15 protein-coding genes, 1 tRNA gene and 1 rRNA gene are annotated in these 18,904 nt (G+C 43.2%); 15 read left to right on the plus strand and 2 right to left on the minus strand.

Going from position 1 to position 18,904, the window contains the following annotated elements; all coding sequences use genetic code 11:
- Nucleotides 1–313: 313 nt before the first annotated feature.
- The 11 genes from rrf (at nucleotide 314) to JEQ21_RS04380 (ending at nucleotide 12,468) form a co-directional block, all read left to right on the plus strand.
- Nucleotides 314–429 (plus strand): 5S ribosomal RNA (gene rrf / locus JEQ21_RS04330).
- Between the two features lie 9 nt (nucleotides 430–438).
- A tRNA-Asn gene (locus tag JEQ21_RS04335) sits at nucleotides 439–512 on the plus strand.
- A 184-nt stretch (nucleotides 513–696) separates the two neighbouring features.
- A complete protein-coding gene (locus JEQ21_RS04340; protein WP_199364166.1) occupies nucleotides 697–2,742 on the plus strand; it encodes a TcaA second domain-containing protein in 2,046 nt (681 codons plus the stop codon).
- A 305-nt stretch (nucleotides 2,743–3,047) separates the two neighbouring features.
- Nucleotides 3,048–3,566, plus strand: a complete 519-nt coding sequence (locus JEQ21_RS04345) for a hypothetical protein (protein WP_199364168.1) — start codon at nucleotides 3,048–3,050, stop codon at nucleotides 3,564–3,566.
- 103 nt (nucleotides 3,567–3,669) lie between these two features.
- Nucleotides 3,670–4,482, plus strand: coding sequence for a class B sortase, LPKTxAVK-specific (gene srtB, locus JEQ21_RS04350; RefSeq protein WP_196092043.1), 813 nt, complete (start codon nucleotides 3,670–3,672; stop codon nucleotides 4,480–4,482).
- 163 nt (nucleotides 4,483–4,645) lie between these two features.
- Nucleotides 4,646–5,236, plus strand: coding sequence for a hypothetical protein (locus JEQ21_RS04355; RefSeq protein WP_199364170.1), 591 nt, complete (start codon nucleotides 4,646–4,648; stop codon nucleotides 5,234–5,236).
- Nucleotides 5,236–5,502: a hypothetical protein gene (locus JEQ21_RS04360; RefSeq protein WP_199364172.1), complete on the plus strand. Its 267-nt coding sequence runs from the start codon at nucleotides 5,236–5,238 to the stop codon at nucleotides 5,500–5,502. The genes JEQ21_RS04355 and JEQ21_RS04360 overlap by 1 nt, the downstream gene beginning before the upstream one ends.
- Nucleotides 5,502–5,951, plus strand: coding sequence for a protein-export chaperone SecB (locus JEQ21_RS04365; protein ID WP_199364174.1), 450 nt, complete (start codon nucleotides 5,502–5,504; stop codon nucleotides 5,949–5,951). The genes JEQ21_RS04360 and JEQ21_RS04365 overlap by 1 nt, the downstream gene beginning before the upstream one ends.
- Nucleotides 5,952–6,586: 635 nt before the next feature.
- Entirely contained in the window at nucleotides 6,587–10,966 is a 4,380-nt protein-coding gene (locus JEQ21_RS04370; RefSeq protein WP_199364176.1) for a PolC-type DNA polymerase III, read from the plus strand.
- A 20-nt stretch (nucleotides 10,967–10,986) separates the two neighbouring features.
- Nucleotides 10,987–12,219 (plus strand): aminopeptidase, encoded by a 1,233-nt coding sequence (locus JEQ21_RS04375; protein ID WP_233340744.1) that lies wholly within the window; start codon nucleotides 10,987–10,989, stop codon nucleotides 12,217–12,219.
- 9 nt (nucleotides 12,220–12,228) lie between these two features.
- A complete protein-coding gene (locus tag JEQ21_RS04380) occupies nucleotides 12,229–12,468 on the plus strand; it encodes a GlsB/YeaQ/YmgE family stress response membrane protein (protein ID WP_196966949.1) in 240 nt (79 codons plus the stop codon).
- A 1,892-nt stretch (nucleotides 12,469–14,360) separates the two neighbouring features.
- Here the strand turns inward: JEQ21_RS04380 and JEQ21_RS10260 are convergent.
- Both JEQ21_RS10260 and JEQ21_RS04385 read right to left on the minus strand, forming a co-directional pair.
- Nucleotides 14,361–14,501 carry a putative holin-like toxin gene (locus JEQ21_RS10260; RefSeq protein ID WP_442805114.1) on the minus strand — a complete coding sequence of 47 codons (141 nt, stop codon included), beginning with the start codon at nucleotides 14,499–14,501 and terminating at the stop codon, nucleotides 14,361–14,363.
- Nucleotides 14,502–14,644: 143 nt separating this feature from the next.
- On the minus strand, nucleotides 14,645–15,556 hold the full coding sequence (locus JEQ21_RS04385; protein ID WP_199364178.1) for an IS982 family transposase: 912 nt from the start codon (nucleotides 15,554–15,556) through the stop codon (nucleotides 14,645–14,647).
- A 306-nt stretch (nucleotides 15,557–15,862) separates the two neighbouring features.
- On the opposite strand from JEQ21_RS04385, the gene rsmA reads away from it, so the two are divergent.
- Genes rsmA through JEQ21_RS04405 form a run of 4 tightly spaced genes read left to right on the plus strand, consistent with a single transcriptional unit; the run spans nucleotide 15,863 to nucleotide 18,903 of the window.
- Nucleotides 15,863–16,735 carry a 16S rRNA (adenine(1518)-N(6)/adenine(1519)-N(6))-dimethyltransferase RsmA gene (rsmA, locus tag JEQ21_RS04390; RefSeq protein ID WP_199364180.1) on the plus strand — a complete coding sequence of 291 codons (873 nt, stop codon included), beginning with the start codon at nucleotides 15,863–15,865 and terminating at the stop codon, nucleotides 16,733–16,735.
- 8 nt (nucleotides 16,736–16,743) lie between these two features.
- On the plus strand, nucleotides 16,744–17,613 hold the full coding sequence (gene rsgA, locus JEQ21_RS04395; protein WP_199364182.1) for a ribosome small subunit-dependent GTPase A: 870 nt from the start codon (nucleotides 16,744–16,746) through the stop codon (nucleotides 17,611–17,613).
- Nucleotides 17,610–18,275, plus strand: coding sequence for a ribulose-phosphate 3-epimerase (rpe, locus tag JEQ21_RS04400; RefSeq protein ID WP_199364184.1), 666 nt, complete (start codon nucleotides 17,610–17,612; stop codon nucleotides 18,273–18,275). The genes rsgA and rpe overlap by 4 nt, the downstream gene beginning before the upstream one ends.
- Nucleotides 18,268–18,903, plus strand: coding sequence for a thiamine diphosphokinase (locus JEQ21_RS04405; RefSeq protein ID WP_199364186.1), 636 nt, complete (start codon nucleotides 18,268–18,270; stop codon nucleotides 18,901–18,903). Before rpe ends, JEQ21_RS04405 begins: the two co-directional genes overlap by 8 nt.
- Nucleotide 18,904: the final 1 nt, after the last annotated feature.

Raw genomic sequence — 18,904 nt, forward strand, 5'->3', positions numbered from 1 at the left:
TAGATAGGTTAGGAGTGGAAGTTGTGTGAGCAATGTAGCGGACTAATACTAATAGCTCGAAGACTTATCCGAAGTCAAACTAAGTAACGGAAACGTTAAGAATGACGAACTCAGATGCGAGTTGAGGAATATTTCGATTACACTTTGAATAGCTATTCAATTTTGAGTGTTCTTAACACTCACTCTACACGAACCTGTAGAGAAGAAAATTTTAATATTTTTTTGGAAGATGGCAAGGAGTCAAGATGAGATAAATCTAAGGATTATCGAATCGCAGACGACACAGCCAGGGCCAAAAAAATGAAAAATTTAGTTAAGTGACGATAGCCTAGGAGATACACCTGTTCCCATGCCGAACACAGCAGTTAAGCCCTAGAACGCCGGAAGTAGTTGGGGGTTGCCCCCTGTGAGATATGGTAGTCGCTTAGCTTTTCTTTATCCGCCATAGCTCAGTTGGTAGTAGCGCATGACTGTTAATCATGATGTCGTAGGTTCGAGTCCTACTGGCGGAGTTCTGACCCCTTATGGGGTCTTTTTTTGTCCGATTTTTTCATCGAATTTAAAAGCTTTAAAGATAGGTTTCATTTTCATATTTGTTTGACTTCGCAAGAGGTCTTTTTTTGACTCTTGTTTTTCCTCCCTTTATAATAGTAGTAGTAACGAATTGGTTTCGAAATTGAGAATCGAGGTGAGCATATGACGCAAGGAAGTAACTCTAGATGGAATCGAAAAAAACAGGCTCAATTGACTGGCCTGGCTATAGTAGGATTGGCTTTGGGCACGGGAGCCTATGTTGTTCAAGCTACAGGACCGGATGCGGCCATTCGTAGCTTCTCGCAAGCTGTTCAGGCGGAGGATTATGAGAAGGTAGCCAAGCTCCTGTCCACGCCAAGTAGTAAGTGGACGAGCAAGGACGCTCAGGGCTTTGTGGGCTACCTTGAGGATAATGGTTTAAAAGTGGAAGACATTTTAGAGCAACTGAAGGATCAAAAGGCTGGAGCCAAGGTTTACCAAGATGCTGGGGGAAACAAGATTTTGGGTTTGGTTGAGGATAGTAAGACACTTTTCTTTTTTGATACTTACCGCGTGTCCTCTTACCCTGTTGCAGTACAGGTGACCTCTAATCTCGAGGCCCTAACGATAGACGGCCAGACCGTGCCTAAAAACCAAGCCACTGATTTAGGACGTGTTAAACTCACCAATCAACCCCTAGCCCTTTTAGCCTCAACAGAGTTTGGTCGGCTGGATACAAACCTTCTTTTGCCTTTTGATAAAGCAAAAAGCAACCAACTGGAGATGGATTTGACGGCTGTGGAAAAAGAGCTGGTTGCCACACTACCGGGCCAGTCAAGCGATTATTTCCAGGTCAAACTCATGGTGAATGGTAAAAAGGTTGCGGATGGATTGAGTAAAAAGTTGCTGTTGCTGGAGGAGCAAAAACTGGAGATTCATGCTTCCTTTTATTATATGGGGAAAGAATTTACTACTGAATCCAAAACGGTTGAAGTATCGGCAACCAGTGATCAGGTTGAGGTTGCCTTGGATTTGGGAGCTAGCGTCAAATCAGCCATGAAGGAAGCACAAGTTCAGGCTTCGGAAGAAGCTAAGGCTGCAGCAGCAGCCAGTGTATCTGCGTCCCAAAGTCGAGAAAGGGCAGCACAGGCATCTGCCTCCCAAAGCAAAGAAGCGGAAGCTCGGAAATCTTCAAGCACTTCTAACTCCTCTAGTTCAAGCACCACTAGCAGCACTTCTTCAAGTAGTAGTGGGGAAGAAGAAACACAGACAAGCACCTCAAGCAGTGTAAAAGAAGGTGTGGTTTTAGACTCAATTCCAACCAACCTAATCGGGCGCTGGCAGACTGAGGATGGCTTCCTTGAACTCAATGCAGATGGAAGTGGTCAGATTCAGCTAAATGGACGTACTGCTCGCTTCCAGATTAGCCAACTGCAAGACCAAGGCCAAGGTGTCTATCAAATTCTTGAAGGGGATCAAGTATGGAATGTTATTAGCCCCGAATCCTGGATGATTGATGGAGGTCAAGATGTCGCAATCGGACTCCGCTTGAAAGATGGACGCTTAGAGACCCTTCGTTGGGTTCAGGACCGAGGCCCGGTTAGTGACTTTAGTCAAATCACAGCTAGTCAACGTTACCAACGACAATCAAAAGAAGGAACTAGCGCCTCAAGTGGCGAAGCAAGTTCAAGCAGTGCTGTGACTGCTGAAAGTTCAGTCGAGCAAAGCACAAGCTCTACAAGTAGCAGTTCTGCAAGTCCGAGCACAGCAAGTAACCAGGAGGAGAGGGATACTTCTTCATCCTCTTACATTAGTTCAAGTAGTCAAGCGAGTGAGACTGAAACCAGCACAACAAGCAGCAACCAGGGCTCAAATCAAGAAGTTCAATGGAGCAATCAGAAACACCAAGCCCTGCAGAGCTATCTAGATAGCCTGGATTCAGGAAACTATACCTGGGTCACCCCAAGTACTCTTGAAGCCACTGATTCCAAGAAGGTGGATTTAGTTTTTGAGGATGGCCAGACCTTGTCTGACCAGGATCAAATTCTAGATATTTTTGATTACAGAGCCAATGAGGGGGATAGCACCTTCCGTTACTTCTTTATCAAAAAAGAAGATGGCAGTGTGCAAATCCTTCGCAGTCAGAACTTGCAAGGTCCCAACTATCAAGTTGAAGTCGTTTCAGATAAACCTCTCACCCATTTATTCGAAGAATTGATCAAAAAATAGGAAGATTTTCTTAAAATCAACTTAAAATACTTGACTTTCGAGAAGCAAGTTTATATAATCAATTTTGTTACAGATAAGTCGGAAATCCAGTAACGCCAAGGGATTTCAACCTCTGGTTTCGTTTTTGAAGACTATTGAGATTCCGAACCTTTGAAGTTAATCTAGTTTAGATTGTTCTTCGTAAAAAGTTCGAAAATTTTAGTTTTTTTTAAGAAATTACTTGACTTCTAAAATCTGTATGCTTATAATATAAATGTAAGGTGACTTGAGTAAGTTTACCTGCAAAAGAAAAAGGAGATGTTACTATGAAAAAACTACTATATTCAACAGTTACTCTTGCAGCTTTGTTCGCTGTAGCTGCACCTGTTTTGGCAAACGAAACAATTGTTCCAGAAGTTAATAATACTGGTAAACAAATCGAAGCGATTCCATTTAAAGAAACACTTCCAATGCCAGACAGTGCTCAAAATGTTGAAGCTACTGATGTTGAAACTTCAGGTCCAGCAATTGGTGAAGGCCGTGTAGTTGTTGAAAACGGTAAATACTATTGGGTTATCCAACGTGAAAATGGTTATGATAAAGTTGAATTGACACCTGATCAATATACTATCGTAAACGGTGAAGTTCGTCCTGATATCAAAGTCCCACTTTCAAAAGAAGCTGGTCCAGCAAACGCTGAAGAGTCTAAAAAAGAAGATTCTAAAGAAACAAAAGAATCTAAATCAACTGATGCTGCTGTAAAATCTGCAGTTGAAGCAGCTAAAAAAGATGCAGCTAAAAAAGACGGAGCTAAAAAACTTCCTAACACAGCTGCTGTGAAATAAGGCAGTCTAATTAATTAGATTAAGTCTAGTAAAAGCGAGAGGAAAGAGGGTCTATGATTCCACTTTTGAACTCTCGCTTTTCTTGTATAATTTGAGGTAGAATATGAAAACTGGAAAGAAACAATTTCGGTCGATTGTGACGGGGTTCCTTTTGTTAGCGGGATTTTTCTTAGCTTTGGTGGGTTGTAGCACATCATCAAGCGAGCAAAATCAATCGACTTCTCAATCACAGGCCAAACAGGCATCCACCTATCAGCCGTCTGATGAGGAGAAGGCTTCTCTAAAAGAGCGTTTTGATCCTTTGGTGGCCACTAATCCTGATACAATTGGTTATGTTTATGCACCGGGAACCATGTTAGATGAACCTGTTGTCCAAACTAACGATAACGAAACTTATTTAGATAAGACGTTTGATGGTGGACACGAACCTTACATGGGGACCGTCTTTATGGATATGGATAACAAGAAGGACTTTAGCGACCGTCTAACTTGGTTGTTTGGTCATGCCCGTGGTAGTAAAGTTCCAGATAGTCGGATGTTTAACGATGTGAACCATTACAGCAACAAAGAATTTTTTGATGCGCATCCCTATGTGGTTGTGGAAACCCCTGAACGGAAGTTCTATTATGAGGCTGTAGCCATGATAATTGTTCCTGAAACAACGGCCTTTTATCGCACAGAGTTTGATTCTGATCAAGATTTTGTGGAGCAATTAAACAATGTTTACAATGAAGCTCAGATTAAAAAAACAGATGTAGAGATTAAAGCTGAAGATCGTTATTTGGTCTTGTCTACCTGCCGTGAAGAGGATGAAACGATTCGTGCCAACCTCTATCTTCGCCAAATTCCTGACGATGAGATGGAAGACTTTCTTAAGGAGCATGGCGATCAATTGACTTATCAAGCTACTCGCTAATCTCATGAAGACCAGATTCAGTCTGGTCTTTTTCATATACTCATAGATGCCAACCGAGGCACTCTTTTTGAGGTTAGTCTTTGACAAGACAGGTGTTTAGGATTATAATTGGTTTTAGCATACGTTGTGTACCGCAGGAAATTGAGGATAAAAGGAGATGCTGTTGAAGGGATATCATGGAACTACTCCTCAAAATGCACAAATGATTCTTCAAGCAAAAGAAATAAAAATAACCCCCTTTACCATTAAGTCTGATGTAGTAATACCTTCTGGACAACGTTTACCAAATGATTTAGGTCAAGGTTTGTATCTTTTTTTAGATGATGAACTATTAGGGTTTGATGGTAAAGAATGTGCAAAGAAGTATGCACATCGATGGAGAAATCAGGGAAATAAAATATCCCTTATCCAGTTTCACTTTGATGAGACTGTTCTCAATATTTTAGATCTTAACAATCCTGAAAACTTAAGACGAATTGTAGAACTTCGTAGTAAGCTTTATCAGAGAATAGAACAGAGTTTGACGACCTTTCAACAGAATAAATCGTTAAAACGTGCGAATTTAGACGGTATATTCATTGAATTTCTTGTCCAGCATGCTCTGAGTGGACAACAAGTAGATGGGATTATTAAAGATACCTTTACACCTTTTTATAGTGAGAAACAGGCTTTATCTAATGTTCCAAATGGTCGAGAGCTTTGCTTGAGGAATGTAGATGCAATCAATTGGGAAGCTACTAAGGAGGTCAAATAATGACATATAAGAATATCATTCTAGACGATTCAATTCTCGATATTGATTCATGGTTTCCCAAAGAAGCCATTGATGAAATGATTGAGATACTTAAGACTCAAGCAAAGAGTCCGATCGAAATTCAATCATTCAAAAATAGTCAATATATAATAGAATCTTTTGACCCAAAAATTCAGCAGGAATCTAAACTTAAAAAGCCACAAGAATACTTAAGTGAACTGTCTACAGTTACTAATTATCAATCGTCTGAAAGGCAGGTTGCATAGTGGCGATTATAACTTTCGAAAATTATGTAGTTGATGAGTCTTTTTACAGGGTAAATGATGCATTTGAAAATATAGGGGAAAATTTGAGTATGCCTGTGGAGTTTTCAGCTGAAATTGGTGTTGAAAAAACTCAAGAAAAGGCCTATGTTATTATTAATATTGGTTTAGGTAAATTGGAAGAAGATACAAGAAAACAGATTCCGTTCACCTGTAACGTTTCTGTAAGAGGAATCTATAGTTATCAGTCCGAGGATTTTGAAACAAATGCTGATTTAAAAGACGTTTTAGGGAAGAATGCTTTGGCGATTCTCTATCCCTATGTTCGGACTTATGTTTCTACATTGACTAATCTAGGAAATCAGTTTCCGGTGTATACATTACCAGTTATGAATTTTTCTGAAATACTTCAGAAAAATGATCTAATTACTTTTATTGGATTTGATGACTGAAAATATAGGAAGTTGCGCTATAAAAATGGATTGTGTCGACAAACAAGGGAGTGCTATCGGTTTAACCGAGGCACTCTTTTTTGGTTTGGGTTGAATTTTGTCCTCGTCCCTTCTCTGTGTTAAAATCCCGAGTTTATCACTTTAAAAATGACAAAAGATAGCTAAACCCTTGGGGGACAAGGAATTCGGATGTTTTTTTCAATTGTTTTCGTGTAGTGTATGCATGCTTTTCGTAATTTTTTAGGTCGTTATCTTTTACAAAATCTTAAATCTCTTTAATTCCAAGCAGCTTATTTAACTTCTGTATATCCGAATTATCTTAAAATCTGTACTAATCATCTTGTAAAAGGATTGCCTTGACGTTATTCAGGGCTCGAATCATGCTTTCTTTACTATAATTGTTCAGTCTATTCTGCTCAGATTAAAGCTAGAATTCAATTTTATTTCAACAAATAGACGCATACAACACAATTGAAAAAGTTAAAAGAGTTCCAAAAAATCCAGTCTTTTCAAGTGATTGGGTCGTGTTGCCTACGGTACAAAGTGATAAACTCGGGAGGCACTCTTTTTTGGTTTGGGTTGAATTTTGTCCTCGTCCCTTCTCTGTGTTAAAATAGAGGGATACAGGAGGATGCATGGAAAATACATTTCAGCTTTTAATGAATCAGATTGCTTTGCCGGGGGAGTTCTTGCGTTCTTCCTTGTTTCAGGGAGCGGAGCTGGATTCGGTGATCCTACATGAGAAGAGTCGGGTTTGGGAGTTTACCTTTGTCTTTGATCGGGTGTTGCCGATTGAGGCTTATCGGGTTCTCAAGCAGCAATTATCTGAGGAGTTTTCCAAAACCGGTAATCAGGCACGTTTCCGGATTCGGGCGCGTAAGATAGTTTTAGAGCCGGGTTTGGTTGCGGCTTATTATCGAGAGGCTTTTGAAGAGGGGCCGTGTTCCAGTCAGGGGTTCAAGTCTCTCTTTCAGGATTTAGAAGTGGTTTTAGATGAGGGGACTCTCTACCTTAAGGGGGGAGCTAATCTGGATATGGACCATTTTACCCAGAAGTATCTTCCGTGTTTGGAGGAGGCTTTGGAGGACTTTGGTCTGGGTCAGTTGACCTGCCAGCTTCAGGTGGAGGAAGCCTTATCTGAGGTGGAGCGGACTTTCTTTGAAGAGGAGCGGGCACAAGCGCTTTTGGCGGCTCAGGAGTCCTTGGCGTCTCTGGAAGAGTCTCTTCCTAAGGAAACTCCGACGCCTGCACCGGTTCCGGATTATTCGCAACGGTCGACATCGACTGTGGCTTTGGACAAGTCTAAGATTACACCTATGATCGATGTGCAAGGGGAGGAACGGGGACTAACCTTTGAGGGTTATGTCTTTGCCTTGGAGCATCGGGTGATGCGGACGGGTCGAGTCTTGATTTCCTTCAAGATGACGGATTATACGTCGAGTTTTGCTTTGCAAAAATGGGCAAAAAATGAAGAGGAAGCTAAAAAATTTGAGATGATCCGCAAAAACTCTTGGCTTAGGGTCCGGGGGAATGTGGAGTTGAATCAATACACGCAGACTCTAACCATGAATGTGCAGCAGGTTAAGGAAATTAGCCACCATCCTCGGAAAGATTTGATGCCAGACGGCGAAAAGCGGGTGGAATTCCACGCGCACACCAATATGTCGACCATGGATGCTCTGCCCGAGGTGGAGGAATTGGTGGCAACAGCCAGTCGTTGGGGGCATGAGGCCTTGGCTATTACAGACCATGGAAACGTGCAGAGTTTCCCGCATGGCTATAAGGCGGCTAAGAAGGCTGGTTTGCGTCTGATTTATGGAATGGAGGCCAATCTAGTTGAGGATCGGGTACCGATTGTTTACAATGAGCAGAATCTTGAGTTGTCGGAGGCGACGTATGTGGTCTTTGACGTGGAGACTACGGGTTTGTCGGCTGTCTACAATGATCTCATTCAGGTGGCGGCGTCTAAGATGCACAAGGGGAATGTGATTGCCGAGTTTGATGAATTTATCAATCCTGGCCATCCCTTGTCGGCCTTCACCACGAATTTGACTGGGATAACCAATGACCATGTGCGGGGGGCTAAACCCCTGGAGCAGGTTTTAAAGGAGTTTCAAGAATTCTGTGGGGATGCAGTGTTGGTAGCCCACAATGCGACATTTGACGTGGGCTTCATGAATGTTAACTATGAGCGGCACGGTCTGCCTCTGATTAGCCAGCCGGTGATTGATACTCTGGAGTTTGCGCGAAATCTGTATCCAGAGTACAAACGGCATGGTTTGGGTCCCTTGACCAAACGCTTCCAGGTTGCGTTGGAGCATCACCACATGGCCAATTACGATGCGGAAGCAACCGGTCGCCTGCTCTTTATCTTTATCAGGGATGTAGCAGAAAAGTTTGGGGTTACCAATCTTGACCAGCTTAACAAACAGGTGATTAATCCCTCTTCCTACCAGAAGGCGCGGGTTAAGCATGCAACTTTATATGTTCAAAACCAGACGGGTTTGAAAAATCTCTTTCAATTGGTTTCTCTTTCCAATACTCAGTATTTTTCGGGTGTTCCGCGGATTCCTAAGTCTGTCTTGGAACAGTATCGGGAAGGCTTGCTGATGGGGTCGGCCTGTCAGGAAGGGGAGGTCTTTGACACCCTTCTCAGCAAGGGGCTTGAGAAGGCGGTAGAAGTGGCTGCCCAATATGACTTTATTGAGGTCATGCCTCCTGCCCTATACGCTCCGCTGTTGGCTCAGGAGCAGGTTCAGAGTGAAGCGGAGATTCAAGACCTAATTCGGCAATTGATTGAGGTCGGTCGTCTCGCTGGCAAGCCTGTTCTAGCGACGGGGAACGTCCATTACTTGGAGCCAGAGGATGCCATTTACCGTGAAATCATTGTTCGTAGTTTAGGCCAAGGAGCCATGATTAACCGTCCGATTGGCTACGGTGAGAAGGCGGAGCCAGCTCCATTGCCCCAAGCTCATTTTAGGACGACCAATGAGATGTTGGATGACTTTGCTTTCCTAGGTCAGGAGTTGGCGTATGAGATTGTGGTGACCAATACTCAGAATTTCAGCCGTCAATTTGAAGCGGTGGAAGTTGTTAAGGATGATCTTTATACGCCTTATATTGAAGGGGCAGAGGAAGAAGTTGCCCGCTTGACGTATGAGAAGGCCTTTGAAATGTATGGGAATCCGCTCCCGGACATCGTCGATTTGCGGATTGAAAAAGAGCTCAAGTCAATCTTGGGAAATGGCTTTGCCGTGATCTACTTGAGCTCGCAAATGTTGGTGCAACGGTCGAATGAGCGGGGCTACTTGGTCGGTTCCCGTGGTTCCGTTGGGTCTTCCTTTGTTGCGACTATGATTGGAATCACTGAGGTTAATCCCTTGTCCCCTCATTATTATTGTCCAGATTGCCAGTATAGTGAATTTATCACGGATGGTTCAGTAGGTTCTGGATTTGACCTCCCTAATAAGGATTGTCCGAAGTGCGGTCATCCTTTGAAAAAGGATGGGCAGGACATTCCCTTTGAAACCTTCTTGGGATTTGATGGGGATAAGGTTCCCGATATTGATTTGAACTTCTCTGGAGACGACCAACCCAGTGCCCACTTGGATGTCCGAGATATCTTTGGAGCGGAATATGCCTTTCGGGCTGGAACGGTTGGTACGGTGGCAGATAAGACCGCTTTTGGTTTTGTCAAAGGCTATGAACGCGACTATCAAAAGATGTATTCGGAGGCCGAAGTTGAACGCTTGGCACTTGGTGCTTCAGGGGTTAAGCGGACAACGGGTCAGCATCCGGGCGGGATTGTTGTCATTCCCAATTATATGGATGTCTATGACTTCACGCCAGTGCAGTATCCGGCGGATGATGTGACGGCGGAGTGGCAGACGACCCACTTTAACTTCCACGATATCGATGAAAACGTCTTAAAGTTGGATATTCTGGGACACGATGATCCGACCATGATTCGGAAATTGCAAGACTTGTCCGGAATTAATCCGCAGGACATTCCGGCGGATGATCCGGGAGTGATGGCCCTCTTCTCGGGAACCGAGATTCTAGGGGTAACGGAGGATCAGATTGGGACCTCTACGGGAATGCTAGGAATTCCAGAATTTGGGACTAACTTTGTTCGGGGAATGGTGGATGAGACCCATCCGACAACTTTTGCCGAGTTACTACAGCTATCTGGTCTATCTCATGGAACCGATGTTTGGTTGGGGAATGCTCAGGACTTGATTCGTCAAGGAATTGCGGATTTGTCAACAGTTATTGGTTGTCGGGATGACATCATGGTTTACCTCATGCATAAGGGTTTGGAACCCAAGATGGCCTTTACCATTATGGAGCGCGTGCGGAAGGGACTTTGGTTGAAAATTTCCGAAGAAGAACGCAATGGCTACATTGAGGCTATGAAGGAGAACAATGTACCAGAATGGTATATTGAGTCCTGTGGAAAAATCAAATACATGTTCCCCAAAGCCCATGCGGCGGCCTACGTGATGATGGCCCTCCGGGTAGCCTACTTTAAGGTTCACCATCCCATCTATTATTACTGTGCCTATTTCTCTATCCGAGCCAAGGCTTTCGAGTTGAAAACCATGTCCGGTGGACTAGAGGCTGTTAAGGCTCGGATGGAGGACATCCGTGAAAAACGGAAAAATAACCAAGCTACCAATGTCGAAAACGACTTATACACAACCTTAGAATTGGTCAATGAGATGTTGGAGCGTGGATTTGTCTTTGGCAAACTGGATCTTTACCGAAGCCAAGCGACGGAGTTTCTGATTGATGGGGATACGCTCATCCCGCCCTTTGTTGCCTTGGAAGGTTTGGGAGAGAACGTTGCCAAACAATTGGTGGCAGCGCGTGAAGAAGGGGAGTTCCTCAGTAAGACGGAACTTCGCAAACGCGGCGGCCTCTCATCTACCCTCGTCGATAAAATGAATGAAATGGGCATTTTAGGAAATATGCCTGAAGACAACCAATTGAGCCTTTTTGATGATTTGTTTTAGGCTCAAGAAAGGAAATATGAATGGAAAATTTTGAAAATCTTTTGAAAAAGTATGCTCATCTCTTAATCAAACGTGGGCTAAATGTGCAAGAAGGACAAATTCTTTTAATCAATGCGGAAGTGGAACAGGCAGTCTTTACACGTATGCTTGTCGCGGAAGCCTATGCCCAAGGTGCAGGTCATGTCGTGGTTCAATGGAGCGATCAGGCCATCCAGAAAGAAGAGCTGCTCTATGCGGATGAGACGTTTTTGACAGAGATTCCAGATTATATTATCGCCCGCATGAACTATCAAATTGAACACCGCGTGAGTCGTTTAGCACTTCGCTCCATCGATCCAGATGGTTTAGCAGGTGTTCCTGAGGACCGGATGGCGATGTCGGTTCGAGCAGCCAACCAAGCTTTGGCTCCCATGCGGGAAGCAACCCAATCCAACAAAGTGTCTTGGTTGGTAGCGGCAGCTGCTGGTCAAGCTTGGGCGGAGAAAGTATTTCCAGACTTGAGTTCAGAAGCCGCAGTAGAAGCCCTTTGGGATCAAATTTTTAAAACTTGTCGAGTTTATGAAGAAGATCCAATCCAAGCCTGGATTGACCATGAAGAAAAACTGGAATCGAAAGCAGCCATTCTTAATGCTGAACAGTTTACAGCCCTCCATTACCAAGCTCCAGGTACAGATTTAATTCTGGGTATGCCTGAAAACCATCACTGGGAAAGTGCTGGTAGTCGGAATGAAGCAGGGGATTATTTCTTGGCCAATATGCCGACTGAAGAAGTATTCTCTGCTCCAGACTATCGCCGAGCAGACGGCTATGTAACCAGCACTAAGCCTCTTAGCTACAATGGCACCATTATTGAAGGCATCAAGGTTCACTTCCAAGATGGGCAAATCACTAAAGTAGAAGCTAGTCGCGGTCAAGAGACACTGGAAAAACTCGTCTTTGAAAATCGTGGGGCTCGTTCATTAGGAGAAGTGGCCTTGGTTCCACATCAAAGTCCCATTTCTCAATCAGGCATTATTTTCTACAATACTCTTTTTGATGAGAATGCTTCAAACCACTTGGCTATCGGTTCTGCCTATGCCTTTAGCGTTGAGGGTGGAACAGAGATGACTGTGGAAGAACGACAAGCAGCAGGTTTGAATCAGTCTGACGTCCACGTGGACTTTATGATTGGTTCAGGTCAAATGGACATTGATGGTATTCGAGCAGACGGTAGCCGTGTCCCAATCTTCCGTCAGGGTGAATGGGCTATTTAGGAGGTTTTTATGATCGTTTCCCTTCTTACAGGTTTTTTGACAGGCCTAGTAGCTACAGCTTTAACCAATCGTGAAGACCGCATGGGCTGTATTGGCAATATCCTTGTTGGCTGGTTGGGCTCCTGGTTAGGACAAACCTTATTTGGCAACTGGGGCCCTCAACTTTGGGGAGTTCCCTTTGTCCCAGCCATCCTCGGATCTTGTATCCTACTCGTTCTTTTCGTCAGACGGAATGATTTTAGGGGATAGAGAGTGGGACAGAACTAAATTTATTAAAATTTAGTTCATTACAAGTCTTTATTTCATGTTGTAAGCTGAAACGGTTTCTCGCCAAACCGACCTCGCTCTTTTATTGTTAGGCTCGGGTTCAAACAGTCTCTTCCCAGACTGTTTGTACCCACATCCGGTCTAAAGGCATGTTGAATGCCTTTAGAGGTTGTATATGAAATGAACTCAGTTCATGTCAATGTTGATTAGGTTGTTTTCGGAGGTCAAAGAGTCAGGAATTGACTCTTTGAGTTTCTGGATAAAAGAACATAAAGTGTTCTTTCAATAAAGGTGAACAATTGTTATTTGCTTCGCAAATCCTATCTGTTACCTCAAACAGTCTTTTAGTTGTTTGACCGAATCAACCACTGCGTCAAATTGGTTTTACTATCCAAATAGGAAAGTTGAGAATTTTGTATCAGTCTCCTACCAAAAGGGGAACGACTATGCGATAAGTTATTCATAGGTTTTCCTTTACTTCTTCGACGGAAGGTGGTAAACTAAAACTAGAAAAAGGGATGAGTTGTCGCTCACCCCTCAGCAGAACCGTATAGAACGGTAGCTCAGTTTTTGATTAAGAAATAACCGTCAACTAGGCTAAAAGTACGACGGTTATTTCTTTTTGTTTTGGTTGCGGTAGTCGAGATAGAGACTGAGGATTTCAATCAACAGGGAAAGAAATTCGATAGTCAATCCGACTAGGTAAAACCAGTCCAAAAGATATACTCATTTATATAGCTCAACGAGCCAGGAATTGGCTCGTTGAGTATATGGATAGAAGAACGTTTAACGTTCGTACAACGCGAGCCAGGAATTGGCTCGTTGAGTACATGGATAGAAGAACGTTTAACGTTCGTACAACGCGAGCCAGGAATTGGCTCGTTGAGTACATGGATAGAAGAACGTTTAACGTTCGCACATTATAAAATGTGCTCATAGGCAACACCCCTTTCTATAGATATGGAGCTACCGTCTGCGCGTTATCCGAACACGCCTCGTTAGAGATACTTTTCTGCTGGTCCAGTATAGCACGGTAAGTGGTGTTTTTAACCTAAATGTTCTGAATTGTAGCCAATTCGTTCTGAACGGAAGAAAAAATAAATTTTTGTGATTTTTATTTAAGCATGTAAATCCGGAGTCCTAACCTGTGTTTGTTATTTGTTTAATATCGGAGAATTCTTTCAATGTTTTAGTGCCTACCAATTATACAACTCCAAGTTTTCCCTTTACTTCTTCGACGGAAGGTGGTAAACTGAGGATAGAAAAAGGGAATATATTTGTGAATTTTATTGTAATTTTCTTTCTATATTACAATCTAATTCTTTATCGCAGTGGTTGATTGAATTGTTCCATCGCTTTGATAGCTCTGAACAATTCTAATCAACATTGATATGAACTGCGTTCATTTAATCTATAAACTCTAAAGGCATTTAATATGCCTTTAGACCGGGGGTGTGACGACAAAATTGCATTTTTTCAAAATGACCAATTTTGGTCACACTCCTATCCCTCGGCAGAACCGTATAGAACGGTAGCTCAGCATGAAAAGTTAAGAAATAACCGTCAACCTCGCTAAAGTCAGACGGTTATTTCTTTTTGTTTTGGTTGTGGTAGTCGAGATAGAGGCTAAGGATTTCAATTGCTATACATAAAAAAGCAGTTCCTTAGCGAAACTGCTGTAGATACTTGTAGGTGAAAAATGAATTTGAGAATTCAAACCGATAATTTTTTGCCTTTGTCCAAACCATCTGCTATACTTGTTATGAAAGAGGTTGAGTTCCCGCTCAACCTCAAGTAGACCGTTTTAAAGACGGGACGAATGATAGTCGACAGTTAGCCGCTAATCAATCAATCAAGTTCATAGCGGCTGGCTGTCATTTTTTATTTTTGTTGTTAATAAACGCCAAAATAAGTGACAAAAGTTCGAGAATTAGCATCCCGAAAAGAAGCATGAGCTCTAGAGCTGCTTCCACTGCCATGACGGTAGTCCTTTCTAGGTGGTTGTGCATAGGCATTACCTCCAAAATCAGATTTCCGTCCCGCTTTGTAACTTTCTACCTCTCTAGTATACTCCTTTGTGGATAACCTGTCTAAGATTTATCGGTTTTAGAATTATTTTCTTAGATTTATATAACTTGAACCCGTTGTGCTAGTTGATTTAAGGGTAAGCAAGTGAATATTTTAGACTGAAACCATTTTCGATCTGGCTTTGATGAAGTAATATGGAATAAGTTAATAGGATGGCCTCTACTTTAAATTTTAAAGCATAGAGATTCCTGCATCTTAAATCCTCAATCCCAAACTGCTCTAAACTCGAAAATACCGTTTCAATAGGTTTACGCAGTCGTCCAATCTTATGATTTTCCAGTTTAGAGTAATCACTCATATTCTCTCTTAATTGAGTTATTAATCTGATTCCACACCTTAATAAGTCATCTTTCAATGATCTAGTTACATATCCCTTGTCGCCATAAACAATCGAGAATGGGCTGGTAGTGAGTAGTTCATAAGCTATTTGACTATCATGGATTGATGCTGGTGTGACTACATAATTGATTGGAAAACCGTTATCTCCAACTACTACGGAAAATTTAATACCATAGTAATGTTCTTGTTTTGTAGCGTTAAAGCCTATATTAGCTGTCGACTCAAGAAGTTTTGCTCGACAATTTCTAATTGGTTTACACAAAGCACAGGGAAAACTGTCAATAATACCGAATTCACTGCTGTTGACGAGAGAATCTACAAAATAATAGCGCATCATCTGAATCACTTGAGAAAGATTTTGGCATATCCGGCAAAATCTAGATCGTTCAGGAAAACATTCAGGAAACAAGTTAGTACGAATTGCGCGATAAATAGCATTAGCTGATCTACAACCTTGTTGTAAAGCCCAAATGTAGCTAGAAATCAAGATAACATCTGGTTGAAGTTGCAAATGGACATTCTTACGAAAACGAACCGATTCTGGAACATATTTCTCGTATAGATCTGTCACTTTAACCAAAATTTTGTTGAAAACTACTTGTGTTTGTGATGGATTCGCGAGATAATGTACTTGGCTTTGCATATCATGTCCTCAATTCGTGGTGGTTTTGAGTTTATGATACGCAAAGTTTTTTATTATTTCCAGAATTAACTAGCACAACGGGTAACTTGAATTTACTGTTATATTAATTTTTGGAACTGAGAGAGGTAGTACGATTAACAAATGGCTGTCAAACCTAACAAGGATTGATAGTCGTTTTTGGTTCGTCCTTAATGAAATGGGCTGTTTTAATTAGTATAGTATCCTGCCGATTATTTATTGGCTCTGTTTGGTTTGGATTGGAGAATAGGGTATAATAGTAGTAAAAGATTGAGATGGGATATAGATATGAGGATAGCAGATTATAGTGTGACGCGTGCTGTTTTGGAGCGTCATGGTTTTACCTTTAAGAAATCATTTGGGCAGAACTTTTTGACGGATACCAATATTTTGCAGAAAATTGTGGATACGGCTGAGTTGAGTAAGGAAGTGAATGTCATTGAAATCGGGCCAGGGATTGGGGCTTTAACCGAATTTTTGGCTGAACAAGCGGCTGAGGTGATGGCTTTTGAGATTGATGAGCGTTTGATTCCGATTTTGGGTGAAACCTTGGCAGACTTTGACAATGTTCAGGTGGTGCAGGCCGACATTCTCAAGGTAGATTTGGCGGAGCAGTTAAGCCGTTTCCGCAATCCAGACCTGCCTATTAAGGTTGTTGCTAATTTACCTTATTACATCACGACGCCGATTCTCATGCATCTCTTAGAAAGTGGCATTCCCTTTGCGGAATTTATTGTCATGATGCAAAAGGAAGTGGCGGATCGCATTTCGGCGCAGCCGGGGACCAAGGATTATGGCTCCCTGTCGGTCGCTGTCCAGTACTATATGGAGGCCAAAGTGGCTTTCATTGTTCCGCGGACAGTTTTTGTTCCTGCGCCGAACGTCGATAGTGCAATTTTAAAAATGACACGTCTCCCTCAACCGGTCGTAGAAGTTTCAGATGAGGATTTTTACTTTAAATTGGTCAAGGCCAGTTTCCACCATCGTCGGAAGACACTCTGGAATAACCTGCAGGCTTATTTCGGCAAGGATCCAGAAACCAAAGACTGGCTTAACCGTTCTTTGGAAGCGGCTGGGATTGCGCCAAGCGTGAGGGGTGAAACCCTAGGCTTGGAAGAGTTTGCTAGCCTAGCGAGAGCGCTTGAAGAGCAGAAAGGATAAGAAAGAATTTGCAAGGACGCATTATTAAGGCCTTGGCTGGTTTCTACTATGTAGAAGCGGAAGGTCAGGTCTATCAAACCCGAGCTCGGGGAAATTTTCGGAAAAAAGGGCAGACTCCCTATGTAGGGGATTGGGTAGAATTTTCTGCAGAAGAGCAATCTGAGGGGTATATTTTAGCGATTTCAGAGCGTAAAAATGAGCTGGTTCGGCCACCGATTGTCAATATCGATCAGGCGGTTGTTCTGGTTTCTGTTCGGGAGCCGGATTTGAATTTGAATCTGTTAGATCGGTTTCTAGTTTTACTGGAGCACAAGGGGATTTCCCCTATTATTTACTTGACAAAGACAGATTTGTTGGAGGATTCAGCGGAACTGGATTCTATCCGAGAGGTCTATACTGGTATTGGGTATCCCATGGTCAGTTGGCCAGAGGAGTTAGAGCCCTTGCTTCATGATAAGCTGACGGTCTTTATGGGTCAGACTGGGGTAGGGAAATCGACCTTGCTGAATCGTTTGGCTCCGGGTCTGGATTTGGAGACAGGAGAGATTTCCTCCAGTCTTGGTCGGGGTCGCCATACGACGCGGGCCGTAACCCTTTATGATCTCTTTGGAGGTAAGATTGCGGATACTCCAGGTTTCTCTTCTCTTGACTATGAAATTAGTCAGCCAGAAGATTTAAACAATGCCTTTCCGGAAATTCGAAGGTTCAGCCATGACTGTAAATTCCGGACCTGTACCCATCGCCACGAACCGTCTTGTGCTGTCAAGCCGGCTGTAGAGGAAGGTGCGATTGCGACCTTCCGCTTTGACAATTACTTGCAGCTCCTGAGTGAAGTGGAGCAGCGCCGTGAGACCTACAAAAAGGGAGGAAAAAAATGAGAAAGTTTTATATTGCCCCATCGATTCTAAGTGCGGATTATGCCAATTTTGAAACAGAGATGAAGCGGATTGAGGCGACAGGCGCACAGTATGTCCATATTGACATTATGGACGGGCACTTTGTTCCCAACATCAGTTTCGGAGCCGGAGTGGTGGCTAGCCTTCGTCGGCACAGCCAACTCGTTTTTGATTGCCACCTGATGGTAAGCAACCCGGAGAGTCATCTGGAGGAGTTTGCGCGTGCGGGAGCGGATATCATCAGCATTCATGTGGAGGCAACTCCCCATATTCATGGTGCCTTGCAACGAATCCGGAAATTGGGGATGAAGGCCAGTGTGGTTATGAATCCTGGAACACCGGTTTCAGCCATCGAACATGTGCTGGGCTTGGTCGATCAAGTCTTGGTCATGACGGTTAATCCTGGTTTTGGAGGTCAAGCCTTTCTGCCGGAGACTTTGGAGAAGATTAGCCAGTTGGCAGCCTTGCGTGAGGCTAAAGGCCTAGACTTTGACATTGAAGTGGATGGTGGTATTGATGACAAGACGATTGGACTAGCGGCAGAGGCAGGAGCCAATGTCTTTGTAGCGGGTAGTTACTTATTTAACGGGGGTCTGGAAGAGGGGATGGACAAGCTCCGCCAGACGTTACGTGTAAATGACTAAGATTGTAATTGTCGCAGGAGGGCCTCCAGGGCTCTCTTTGCCACTTGAGAACCAGGTGACCATTGGGGTTGACCGGGGTTGTTTAACCGTATTGGAAGCAGGATTATCACTTGATTGGGCTGTTGGTGATTTTGATTCGGTGACGATTGAAGAGCGGAACCGCATTGTTGAGCATGCCCAGCATGTAGTGGAGTTGGCAGCAGAGAAGAATGATACCGATTTAGAAGTAGCCCTTCGGGTGGTGCTGGAACATTTTCCGCAGGGAGAAGTAACGGTTTATGGGGCCTTGGGAGGCCGCTTGGACCATAGTTTGGCCAATTTGTTTTGGCCGAGTCAGGCAGAATTCGCTCCTCTCCTAGATCGGGTTCAGCTGGTGGACGACCAGAATCGGGTCCTATACCGCGGTCCTGGCTGGCAGACCGTGGCGCCCCTAGTTGGATTCACCTATGTTTCCTTCATGGTGGAACCGGATAGCCCTTTTGAGATAGAGGGAGCTCGGTATCTGCTTAATGCCTCTAATTATTTTTATAAAAAAATTTATGGATCAAATGAGTTCTTAGACCGTCCGATTCGTCTGCGGGTGGAAAAGGGCTATGCTATTATCATCTATTCACGGGACAGGAGGTGAA

Origin of the sequence: Streptococcus sp. 121 (assembly GCF_016458205.1) — a bacterium.
GTDB lineage: Bacteria > Bacillota > Bacilli > Lactobacillales > Streptococcaceae > Streptococcus.

Coding starts and splice junctions, on each gene's coding strand:
- JEQ21_RS04375 (WP_233340744.1), top strand. CDS start 10,987: ATGGAAAATTTTGAAAATCTTTTGAAAAAGTATGCTCATCTCTTAATC.
- JEQ21_RS04340 (WP_199364166.1), top strand. CDS start 697: ATGACGCAAGGAAGTAACTCTAGATGGAATCGAAAAAAACAGGCTCAA.
- rsmA (WP_199364180.1), top strand. CDS start 15,863: ATGAGGATAGCAGATTATAGTGTGACGCGTGCTGTTTTGGAGCGTCAT.
- srtB (WP_196092043.1), top strand. CDS start 3,670: ATGAAAACTGGAAAGAAACAATTTCGGTCGATTGTGACGGGGTTCCTT.
- JEQ21_RS04370 (WP_199364176.1), top strand. CDS start 6,587: ATGGAAAATACATTTCAGCTTTTAATGAATCAGATTGCTTTGCCGGGG.
- JEQ21_RS04405 (WP_199364186.1), top strand. CDS start 18,268: ATGACTAAGATTGTAATTGTCGCAGGAGGGCCTCCAGGGCTCTCTTTG.
- JEQ21_RS04385 (WP_199364178.1), bottom strand. CDS start 15,556: ATGCAAAGCCAAGTACATTATCTCGCGAATCCATCACAAACACAAGTA.
- JEQ21_RS04345 (WP_199364168.1), top strand. CDS start 3,048: ATGAAAAAACTACTATATTCAACAGTTACTCTTGCAGCTTTGTTCGCT.
- JEQ21_RS10260 (WP_442805114.1), bottom strand. CDS start 14,501: ATGCCTATGCACAACCACCTAGAAAGGACTACCGTCATGGCAGTGGAA.
- JEQ21_RS04380 (WP_196966949.1), top strand. CDS start 12,229: ATGATCGTTTCCCTTCTTACAGGTTTTTTGACAGGCCTAGTAGCTACA.
- rpe (WP_199364184.1), top strand. CDS start 17,610: ATGAGAAAGTTTTATATTGCCCCATCGATTCTAAGTGCGGATTATGCC.
- JEQ21_RS04360 (WP_199364172.1), top strand. CDS start 5,236: ATGACATATAAGAATATCATTCTAGACGATTCAATTCTCGATATTGAT.